Raw genomic sequence first — 9,433 nt, 5'->3', positions numbered from 1 at the left:
CAGGTAACCGAGCGGGGCGTCTTCGGCGAGGACCATGTCAACGATATTGACATATTTCGGCCGTCTGGACGTCGATTCGCGGCGCGAAGTTGGGATTGCCGGCCGGTCAAGGGGGTACCCGAGCAGCGGCGGCACCCGCTCGCACGGGCTTATCAGGAGGTTTTCATGCCGAAGACGGCGAAAGGCGGCAAGCCGAAGAAGGACGAACTGCCGAGCACCTTGCAGCGTTCCGGCGCCAAAGCGCAACGCACATTTGCGAAGACGCACGATGCGGCCGCCGAGGAATACGGCAGCGAAGAGCGCGCCCACCGGGTGGCGTACTCCGCCCTCAAGCACAGTTTCGAAAAGGTCGGCGACCATTGGGAGGCCAAGGACGCGAAGGGGCCGTCCGACGAGCGCGCCACCAGCGGCGGCCCGCGAGCCTCCGGGGCGACCGCCGAGGGCGTGGACGCCAACGCGAGCAAGAAACACCTGCTCGACGTGGCCCGGCGACTCGACGTCCGGGGCCGCTCGACGATGAGCAAGCCGGAGTTGGTCGACGCGATCGTCAAACACAACCGGCGGGTCCGCGGCCGCTGAGAAACGCGACCGGCGGCCGCGCCGATGTGACCGAGACAGCACCCCCCGGCGCCGTTTAGACACATGGCCACCGGGCATCCCGCCAGCCATGGTTGCGTCCACCACCCCTAGTCAGCTGCGCCAGTGCCTCAACGATGTGGACTTTCCGGCGAACAAGCAGGACCTGCTCGAGGCCGCCTGTCGCAATGGCTGCAACGAGAACACGATCCCCGCCCTGCGGGGCATTCCGCCCGAGACCTACAACAACGCCGCCCAGGTCGCCGCGTCGGTCACCATCGCCGACGAACACGACGTCCGGGACGGCGACCAGGCCGCGGCGCGCCGCTCCCACACCAAACCCGGGCTCGCCGAGAACGGCAAGGACATCCCCGTCCAGAGCCCGATCGTCGAGGAGCTGGGCGAGAACCGGGGTTCCTGACTCCGGCGCGTCACACGCTGACGGCCGAGCCGTCGAACCACCAGTGCCAGCGGGCATTTCGAGCCGAGTTCGGCCCACCGATGCCGTGAGTGACCTTCGGCCCGGTCCGAGGGTCCCTAGACCCTAGCCGCCGATGGTGCGCGGTGCTCGAATTCCCTGAAGGGGTCGGGTTTCGCGATGGAGGGCAGGGGTCATGAAGGGCATGGTTGCGGCGACTTTGGCCGGGCTCGCGGTCGGCGCGACAGCGGCGGCCCTGGCCGTGGGCACCCTGGTGACGACGGCACTCGATCGACCCGACGACGCCGACGGCCGTGCGGCGACGGCCGATACCGAATTCTTGTGCGCTGACAGGCCAATCTCCTTGCCGGACAATCCCTTAGCCCCCGCCGACAACGTCCCGACGGCCGGATGCCAGGGCGGATGGTCGCCGTGGGGCGGCGGCACCTACTGCGATGGCAACCCGTATCCCGACGGCAGCTACGACCACTGCGTCAGCGTCTCCGTGTTGGGGTGGGGCGGCACCCAGTGCTACCGCGTCTGCCCGCCGGATCCCGCCAACCCGGCGGTCCCGCTCGGCTGGACGCCCGGCATGGTGTGCCCGTTCCGCCCGTAACCGCGGCGCCGGAGGGGCTCACAGAACCGGCCGTCCTCCCGTCACCGCCACCCGCGCGCCGGAGATGTAGCTCGCGTCATCGGACGCCAACAGGACATAGACGGGGGCCAGCTCGGCAGGCTGGCCGGCGCGCCCCAGCGGCACGTTCTCGCCGAAGGATTCGACGCTGTCCGGCGGCATGGTCGAGGGAATCAGCGGAGTCCATATCGGGCCGGGCGCCACGCTGTTGACGCGGATTCCCTTCTCGCCCAACAGTTGAGCGAGGCTGGCCGAGAAATTCGCGATAGCGGCTTTGGTGGCCGCGTAGGGTGCCAGCGTGGGGTTGGGGGTATCGGAGTTGACCGATGAACTGCCGATGATCGACGCCCCCGGGCTCATGTGCGGGACGGCCGCCTTGGCGAGGTACGTCGGCGCCTTCCCGGGCGAAAGCGATTGCCACCGCCCGGCCGATGCCGCTGTCACCGCCGGTGACGACGGCTCTCTTACCGGTGAGCTTCCCCGAGCCGCGGTAAGTGTTTTCGCCGCGGTCCGGAATCGGGTTCATCCGCGCCTGCACGCCCGGGACGTCCTGTTGCTGAGGGGCAAAACCCATGTGCTTTCTCTTTCGTGTTCGAAGGTCCGTCATGCATTGCTGCGAGCAAACGGTTCTAGGATTCGTGCGGCGGCGGCCCGGCAGTCGGGATGTCGGCGTCGTCGTCGGCAGGCGGCTCGGGGTCACGCCATTCCTCGGCGCGACTGGACCGATTTCCGCGCAGCGTGCCGTCCAGCTTGTGTTCGAGTTCGTCATCCTCGCGCGGACTGTGCTTGGAGCTTCCGCGTTCCGTCGACGTTGCGTACCGGTCTGGCTGGTCTGGCTCCGACTACCCCCAGAACGGGCGCTAATCGCGCTGCCGGGGCCCACCGTGGGGTCCGCATATCACTGATACGGCGTGAATGGCGATACAGATGTTAAGAGCTGATGCGAAAGATGCTGTCCAGCAAAAAAATCCATTTCGGCAGGCGAGCGGCACCTATTCCGGAATTTAGGCACGCGAACACGTTTAGAGCGGATGACAAATGGCTATGGCCCGCTTATGTGCGTATTGCCCTTTCGGGGGGCGATTGTTCGACACGAAAGGATGGACAATGAAGGTCACCAAGACGGCCGTGAAGACAGCCGCCGCTGCCGGGGGGATAGCGGCGGCGGGCATTTTCGCCGCGGTGCCGGCTTCGGCCGCGCCGCCGCCCAACATTCAGGGTTTCGGCACCAGCGAAAAACTCGTCGACGGGCCGCTGATCACGGACTACACGGTCAGCAACCTGCAGCCGAGCAACGCCGCGATTCCGGGCTACACGCCCAAGGGGACGCTCTACCAGGCGGACATCACCGCCCGGTCGGACGGTGGAGTCGTGACCCCGATGGTCAACGACTTCATCGCCCGCGGTCCCAATGGTCAGAACTACCGGGTGATCGACAAGGTTGGGGTCCCGAACGGCCTTAACCCGGCGCCGATCCCGCAGGGCAACGAGTCGACCGGAACGCTGTACTTCGACGTGACGGGCGCGCCGCCGAACGGCGTCGTCTACAACGACGGAATGCAAGACATTCTGATCTGGACCTCGAACGTGCAGGGTGGCGCGGCGCCTGGCGCCTCGAACGCCAGCCCGGCACCGGGCGCTCCGCCCAGCCCGGCCCCCGCCCACACGTAGTCCGGCTTGCGGAAATCTCCCCGCGTCGCGTGCGACGCGGGGAGTTCCGTTTTTCTGGCGGCGGTGCATCGTGCGCGCATGAATCGGGTACCCGGCACCCATGAGTAACCCGGATCACAGGCCAGCCGAAATACGCGAACAGGCGCAGGTCCATGCCGAGCAGGCGCGGGCGACGATGGAGGAGCGGCGCAGCGACCAGGGCGGCGGATTGAGCGGTTGGGTCGCCGAGCGCGCCGGCAGGTGGGATCTCAGCGGGCAGGACGAGACCACCCTGCAACGCCAGAAGTACCTCTGGAATGTCTTGGTGGACTACTGGTTTCGCATGGAGATCGACGGCTGGGAGAACGTTCCGGCGCCGCCGGCACTGCTGGTCGGCATCCACTCCGGCGCTCCGTTCGTCTGGGATGCCTGGACCGTCGGTCTGCAGTGGTGGCGTCGTTTCGGTCAGGAACGCCCGCTACACGGCACGGCGCATGACGCGTTGATGGCGATTCCGGTGATCGGACGGTACTTCCGGTCCATGGGGGTGCTTCCGGCCGCGCCGGACGCCATCGCCACCGCCCTGGCCGAGGGGCGTGATGTTGCGCTGTGGCCCGGCGGCGAAGTGGACTCGCTGCGCCCGTGGATCGAGCGCGACCAAGCCAACCTGGCGGGCCGAAAAGGGTTCGTGAAGATGGCGATTCGGGCGGGCGTTCCCGTCGTGCCGATCGCCACGGTGGGCGGCGCCGACGCGATGCCCGTGCTGATCCGCGGTGACAAGCTGTCGAAGGCCTTGCAGCTCGACCGCCTGCTGCGCCTCAAAGTGTTCCCCTTGGCGATCTCACTGCCGTGGGGGATCGCGCCCGCGGCGCTGCCGCAGCTTCCGCTGCCGGCCAAGATCAGGACCCGGTTCATGCCGCCCGTGGAACTCGACCACGATCCCGCACGCGCGGAGGACGAAGCCTACGTCGACCGCAAGTACCGTGAGATCCAGGACTCCATCCAGCAGGGCATGGACGCGCTCGCCCGCAAGCGCGCCTTCCCGCTATTCGGCTGACGAAAGAATCAGTGCGGCAAGGTGTTCGAGGCGGAGGTCGCCGTCGCCCACATCACCGTCGGTTCGCTGACAATCCATTCCGGATGCGGTGGGGTCGCCGCCATGTAGCCCACGCCTCGGACGGTGCCGATCATCGACTGGTGCCGAGGACCGAGCTTGGCGCGCAGTCGGCGGACGTGGACGTCGACCGAGCGGACGCGGCCGTTGCTGTCGTAGCCCCACGCCTCGTGCATCAGGCGGGTCCGCGTGAAAGGCCGACCGGCGTGCTGTACAAGGAAACTCAGCAGTTTGAACTCGGTCAGCGTCAAACCCAGGTCTCTGCCCTCCAGTGACCCAGTGAAGCCGGTCGGGTGCAAAAGCAGGGCGCCGAATCTCAGGCTGCCGTCGATTGCGTTGCGCCGCTGCGTAATCGCGCGCCGCAGCCGTTCCTGCAGCTCGTTGGCGTCGGCGCCGGACGGCATGACGTCGTCAACGACCCCGTCACCGTCCCAGTCGCCGTCGACCGTCACTGCGCCGGTCCGCTCCACCAGGGCCACCACCGCGGTGGCGGGGGCCTCGGTGGTCAGCCGACGGCACGCCTCCCGGGCGGCCGCGAGGTCGCCACGCGCGTCGACAATTGCGACGTCGCCGGGATCGGCCGGCGCATCGCGGTCACCGGTCAGTGGCGCGCGTCTCTTGATTCGCGCGAACGACGGCAGGGGCGGCAGCGCCCCGTCGAAGTCGTCCGCGTCGGTCAGCAATAGAACGTCCAACCAACATCTCCCGAACTTCGCGTGGGTGTTCCCCCCCGCCGTAGGCATCCCGCAGGGAGATGTCTGCCAGCGCAGCGCTGATTACCCGCTCGTCGCGAAATTAAGCAAAATGTCTCGAGGAGATTGCCGACCGCGCCGGCCTGGCTAACTCGGCGCGCCCCTCGTCGCCGGAAAAAAGTCGATGGGTCCGGTCCGTTTGCACAGACCGGACCCATCCTTCCAGCAAGCTACTGATTGGCCTTCTGGCGCTGCTCAGCGGCCTCGGCGCCGCCGCGCGCCGCCTCGGCCTCGGCTTCCTTCTTCGCCGCGTCTCGCTGTGCTTCCGCCTTGTCCTGCTGGGCCTGGCCCTCGCGGGTCAGGTCGTCACGGCCGATCACCGCACCAGCGGCTTCCTTGGCCTTGCCCTTGACGTCTTCGACGACGCCCTTGACAGCTTCAGCAGGTCCCGAGTTGTTGTCCGCCATGGATCAGTTCCTCCTCATAGGCGTACCTTGAGCGATCGCTCAATGCCGATCGCCGAGGCGACCGGTCCGGTCAACGGCGGGTTGGCCCTTATTCTCAAGACCGTGAATTCCCACCGCGTTGGTGCGGATTCCCCCTGTCGGCCATCGCTCAAACATTCGCCGGCCGAGGGCGGCGGGGCGGGCCGACGGCCGGCCAGACCTGGTCGATCTGCTCGAAAAGCCGTCCGCATCGCCAACTCTGCGCATAATGCACCCCACCGGCGCCCCGTTGTGCTGCGATGAGGCAGGATGTGAAATGCCGTTCCGGATGTGCTCACCCCGGGATGGCACTCTCATGCGAGGAGCCTGATGACGGAGTCCAGCGAGCCCCCAGCCGCCGGCGCGGCGGCTCCGAAGGAAAACATGGCACCGGAGAACGGATCGGTCGCCGGGCAACCGCGAACCCGGCCCAAGTACTCCCGGGTGTTGCTCAAGCTTGGCGGCGAGATGTTCGGCGGTGGCCAGGTCGGTCTGGACCCCGATGTCGTGGCGCGGGTGGCCCGCCAGATAGCCGAGGTGGTTCGCGACGGCGTCCAGGTCGCCGTCGTGATCGGTGGCGGCAACTTCTTCCGCGGCGCGCAGCTGCAGCAGCGCGGCATGGAACGCACCCGTTCGGACTACATGGGCATGCTCGGCACGGTCATGAACAGCCTTGCGCTGCAGGACTTCCTGGAGAAGGAAGGCATCGTGACCCGGGTGCAGACCGCGATCACCATGGGCCAGGTCGCCGAGCCCTACCTGCCGCTGCGCGCCGTACGGCACCTGGAGAAGGGGCGGGTGGTGATTTTCGGGGCCGGCATGGGGCTGCCGTACTTTTCCACCGACACCACGGCCGCGCAGCGGGCGCTGGAGATCGGCGCGGAGGTGGTCTTGATGGCCAAGGCGGTCGACGGGGTGTTTTCCGCGGATCCCCGGCAGAACCCGCACGCCGAGCTCATCGCCGCGATCAGCCACCGCGAGGTCATCGACCGAGGCCTGCGAGTGGCCGATGCCACCGCGTTCAGCCTCTGCATGGACAATGGCATGCCGATCCTGGTGTTCAACCTGCTGACCAATGGCAATATCGCCCGCGCGGTCGCCGGTGAGAAAATCGGGACACTGGTCACCACCTGAGGGGAAGAGCGAAGATGATCCGCGCTGGCGACGACGCACAACGCAGTGATGAACAGGAGCGGGCGCAATGATTGACGAGGCTCTCTTCGACGCCGAAGAGAAGATGGAGAAGGCCGTAGCGGTGGCCCGTGACGACTTGTCAACCATTCGGACCGGCCGCGCCAACCCCGGCATGTTCTCCCGGATCGTCATCGACTACTACGGCGCCACCACCCCGATCACGCAGCTGGCCAGCATCAACGTGCCGGAGGCGCGGCTCGTCGTCATCAAGCCCTACGAGGCCAGTCAGCTCGGCGCGATCGAAACGGCGATCCGCAACTCCGACCTGGGCGTCAACCCCACCAACGACGGCACCCTCATCCGGGTGGCGGTGCCACAACTCACCGAGGAGCGACGGCGGGAGCTGGTCAAACAGGCCAAGGGCAAGGGGGAAGACGCCAAGGTGTCGGTGCGCAACATCCGCCGCAAGGCGATGGAGGAGTTGCACCGCATCCGCAAGGACGGCGAGGCCGGCGAGGACGAGGTCGGCCGCGCGGAGAAAGACCTGGACAAGTCCACCCACCAGTACATCACCCAGATCGAAGACCTGGTCAAGCACAAAGAAGGCGAGCTGCTGGAGGTCTAGCGGCCGCCCAGCAGCTGAGTTCACCCAGGTCCGTGGCTAATACCGGCGCAGCCAGCCCGCCCGACGAGCCGCCGCGTGAGGCCACCAAGGCCACGCAGGCGGCCAAGAAGACGTCCCGTGCGGGACGTGACCTGCGCGCCGCCATCGCGGTGGGCGCGGGGATCGGCGGCGTGTTGATCGTGACGCTGGTGTACGCGCCGCGCTACTGGGTTCCCATCGTCGCGCTCGCGATCTTCGTCGCCACCATTGAGGTGGCGCGGCGGCTGGGCGAGGCCGGGTACGTCATCCCGCTCATCCCGTTGCTGATCGGCGGCCAGGTCACCGTCTGGCTGACGTGGCCCTATCACGCCGCCGGCGCCCTGGCCGGGTTCGGCGCCACCGTGGTGGTCTGCAACGTGTGGCGGCTGTTCATGCAGGACAACAGCAAGCGGCCCGAGCCGTTCGCCGGTTCGCCCTCGGCGAATTATCTGCGCGACGCGTCGGCGACCGTGTTCCTGGCCGCGTGGGTACCGCTGTTCGCCTCGTTCGGCGCCATGCTGGTCTACCCGCAGGACGGCGCGGGCCGGGTGTTTTGCCTGATGGTCACCGTCGTCGCCTCCGATGTGGGCGGCTATGCCGTGGGCGTCCTGCTTGGCAAGCATCCGATGGTTCCCGCGATCAGCCCGAAGAAGTCCTGGGAGGGTTTCGCCGGCTCGCTCTTTTTCGGGATCACCGCGGCGATCCTGACGGCCACCTTCCTGGCCGGCAAACCGCCCTGGATCGGCGCGCTGCTGGGCGTCGTCCTGGTGCTCACCTGCACGCTCGGCGACCTGGTCGAATCCCAGATCAAGCGCGACCTGGGCATCAAGGACATGGGCCGCCTGCTGCCCGGCCACGGGGGTCTGATGGACCGGCTCGACGGCGTGCTGCCGTCGGCGGTCGCGGCGTGGACGGTGCTGACGCTCGTTCACTGAGAAGGGCCGATACTGGACTGGTCATGGTCCAACAACTGGTTTTCACCGAACCCCGCCCCGCCAGGCGGCCGCGGCACCTGGCCGACTTGGACGCGGAAGGCCGCGCGGCGGCCGTCGCTGAGCTGGGCCTGCCGGCGTTCCGCGCCAAGCAGCTCGCGCATCAGTACTACGGCCGGCTGATCGCCGACCCGCGCGAGATGACCGACCTCCCGGCCGCCGTGCGGGACCGGGTCGCCGAAGCGATGTTCCCGCGCCTGCTCACCTCGGCCGCCGAAGTCACCTGTGACGCCGGGCAGACCCGAAAGACGTTGTGGCGCGGCACCGATGGGACGACGTTCGAGTCGGTGCTGATGCGCTACCCGCAGCGCAACACCGTGTGCATCTCGTCGCAGGCCGGCTGTGGCATGGCCTGCCCGTTCTGCGCGACGGGGCAGGGCGGACTGACCCGTAACCTGTCGACCGCGGAGATCCTCGAACAAGTGCGTTCGGCCGCGGTCGCCCTGCGGGATGACTTCGGCGATCGGCTGTCCAACATCGTGTTCATGGGCATGGGGGAGCCGCTGGCCAACTACGCCAGGGTGGTGGCCGCGGTGCGTCGCATCACCGAGCCGCCGCCGAACGGCTTCGGCATCTCCGCGCGCTCGGTCACCGTGTCGACCGTCGGGCTGGCTCCGGCCATCCGCAAACTGGCCGACGAGCGGCTCGGGGTGACGCTGGCGCTGTCGCTGCACGCGCCGGACGACGAACTGCGCGACACGCTGGTGCCGGTCAACAACCGGTGGAAGATCGCCGAGGCGCTCGACGCCGCCCGCTACTACGCCGACGTCACCGGTCGCCGGGTGTCGGTGGAGTACGCGTTGATCCGCGACGTCAACGACCAGCCGTGGCGGGCCGATCTGCTCGGCAAGCGCCTGCACCGGGCGCTCGGCCCGCTCGTGCACGTCAACCTGATCCCGCTGAACCCGACCCCGGGCAGTGAGTGGGACGCCAGCCCCAAGCCGGTGGAGCGAGAGTTCGTCCGGCGGGTCCGGGCGCAAGGGGTTTCGTGCACGGTCCGGGACACGCGCGGGCGGGAGATCAGCGCCGCGTGCGGACAGCTGGCCGCCGACGGCGGGTAGCTGGAGCGCAGGCGATCAGGCAGCCGCGTGCGGA

The 9,433-nt window shown here is 67.9% G+C and carries 11 protein-coding genes and 1 pseudogene; 9 read left to right on the top strand and 3 right to left on the bottom strand.

Annotated features, from left to right (window positions below; all coding sequences use genetic code 11):
* Positions 1-165: 165 nt before the first annotated feature.
* From A9X04_RS13420 to A9X04_RS30405, 3 genes are all read left to right on the top strand, one after another.
* Entirely contained in the window at positions 166-579 is a 414-nt protein-coding gene (locus A9X04_RS13420) for a ChaB family protein (protein ID WP_067921056.1), read from the top strand.
* An 88-nt stretch (positions 580-667) separates the two neighbouring features.
* Positions 668-997, top strand: a complete 330-nt coding sequence (locus A9X04_RS13415; RefSeq protein ID WP_067921054.1) for a DUF2795 domain-containing protein — start codon at positions 668-670, stop codon at positions 995-997.
* A gap of 193 nt (positions 998-1,190) precedes the next feature.
* On the top strand, positions 1,191-1,610 hold the full coding sequence (locus A9X04_RS30405; protein WP_067921051.1) for a hypothetical protein: 420 nt from the start codon (positions 1,191-1,193) through the stop codon (positions 1,608-1,610).
* Positions 1,611-1,628: 18 nt separating this feature from the next.
* Here the strand turns inward: A9X04_RS30405 and A9X04_RS13405 are convergent.
* Positions 1,629-2,202, bottom strand: a pseudogene (locus tag A9X04_RS13405) (SDR family oxidoreductase).
* A gap of 533 nt (positions 2,203-2,735) precedes the next feature.
* On the opposite strand from A9X04_RS13405, the gene A9X04_RS13400 reads away from it, so the two are divergent.
* Positions 2,736-3,299 (top strand): MPT63 family protein, encoded by a 564-nt coding sequence (locus A9X04_RS13400; protein WP_067921049.1) that lies wholly within the window; start codon positions 2,736-2,738, stop codon positions 3,297-3,299.
* A 100-nt stretch (positions 3,300-3,399) separates the two neighbouring features.
* Positions 3,400-4,335 carry a lysophospholipid acyltransferase family protein gene (locus tag A9X04_RS13395; RefSeq protein WP_067921047.1) on the top strand — a complete coding sequence of 312 codons (936 nt, stop codon included), beginning with the start codon at positions 3,400-3,402 and terminating at the stop codon, positions 4,333-4,335.
* 8 nt (positions 4,336-4,343) lie between these two features.
* Here A9X04_RS13395 and A9X04_RS13390 read toward each other — a convergent pair whose 3' ends face one another.
* Entirely contained in the window at positions 4,344-5,087 is a 744-nt protein-coding gene (locus tag A9X04_RS13390) for a winged helix family transcriptional regulator (protein ID WP_231985721.1), read from the bottom strand.
* A 227-nt stretch (positions 5,088-5,314) separates the two neighbouring features.
* Complete coding sequence (locus A9X04_RS13385; RefSeq protein ID WP_067921042.1) at positions 5,315-5,551, bottom strand: CsbD family protein; 237 nt, start codon at positions 5,549-5,551, stop codon at positions 5,315-5,317.
* Between the two features lie 348 nt (positions 5,552-5,899).
* Here A9X04_RS13385 and pyrH point away from each other — a divergent pair, with 348 nt between their 5' ends.
* The 4 genes from pyrH (at position 5,900) to rlmN (ending at position 9,399) form a co-directional block, all read left to right on the top strand.
* Positions 5,900-6,703: a UMP kinase gene (gene pyrH, locus A9X04_RS13380; protein WP_067921040.1), complete on the top strand. Its 804-nt coding sequence runs from the start codon at positions 5,900-5,902 to the stop codon at positions 6,701-6,703.
* Between the two features lie 67 nt (positions 6,704-6,770).
* Positions 6,771-7,328, top strand: coding sequence for a ribosome recycling factor (gene frr / locus A9X04_RS13375; RefSeq protein ID WP_067921038.1), 558 nt, complete (start codon positions 6,771-6,773; stop codon positions 7,326-7,328).
* Between the two features lie 131 nt (positions 7,329-7,459).
* Positions 7,460-8,281: a phosphatidate cytidylyltransferase gene (locus tag A9X04_RS13370; RefSeq protein WP_369804538.1), complete on the top strand. Its 822-nt coding sequence runs from the start codon at positions 7,460-7,462 to the stop codon at positions 8,279-8,281.
* Positions 8,282-8,304: 23 nt separating this feature from the next.
* Entirely contained in the window at positions 8,305-9,399 is a 1,095-nt protein-coding gene (rlmN, locus tag A9X04_RS13365; RefSeq protein ID WP_067921034.1) for a 23S rRNA (adenine(2503)-C(2))-methyltransferase RlmN, read from the top strand.
* The last annotated feature ends 34 nt before the right edge of the window (positions 9,400-9,433 follow it).

It is taken from the genome of Mycobacterium sp. E3247 (assembly GCF_001667785.1).
In the GTDB taxonomy this organism is placed as follows: Bacteria; Actinomycetota; Actinomycetes; order Mycobacteriales; family Mycobacteriaceae; genus Mycobacterium.
The sequence above is the reverse complement of the archived record's forward strand: the minus strand, read 5'-3'. Positions and strand labels throughout refer to the sequence as shown.

Excerpts from the sequence above, each read along its gene's own strand:
- A9X04_RS13420 (WP_067921056.1), top strand. The coding sequence starts at position 166 with ATGCCGAAGACGGCGAAAGGCGGCAAGCCGAAGAAGGACGAACTGCCG.
- A9X04_RS13415 (WP_067921054.1), top strand. The coding sequence starts at position 668 with ATGGTTGCGTCCACCACCCCTAGTCAGCTGCGCCAGTGCCTCAACGAT.
- A9X04_RS30405 (WP_067921051.1), top strand. The coding sequence starts at position 1,191 with ATGAAGGGCATGGTTGCGGCGACTTTGGCCGGGCTCGCGGTCGGCGCG.
- A9X04_RS13400 (WP_067921049.1), top strand. The coding sequence starts at position 2,736 with ATGAAGGTCACCAAGACGGCCGTGAAGACAGCCGCCGCTGCCGGGGGG.
- A9X04_RS13395 (WP_067921047.1), top strand. The coding sequence starts at position 3,400 with ATGAGTAACCCGGATCACAGGCCAGCCGAAATACGCGAACAGGCGCAG.
- A9X04_RS13385 (WP_067921042.1), bottom strand. The coding sequence starts at position 5,551 with ATGGCGGACAACAACTCGGGACCTGCTGAAGCTGTCAAGGGCGTCGTC.
- pyrH (WP_067921040.1), top strand. The coding sequence starts at position 5,900 with ATGACGGAGTCCAGCGAGCCCCCAGCCGCCGGCGCGGCGGCTCCGAAG.
- frr (WP_067921038.1), top strand. The coding sequence starts at position 6,771 with ATGATTGACGAGGCTCTCTTCGACGCCGAAGAGAAGATGGAGAAGGCC.
- rlmN (WP_067921034.1), top strand. The coding sequence starts at position 8,305 with ATGGTCCAACAACTGGTTTTCACCGAACCCCGCCCCGCCAGGCGGCCG.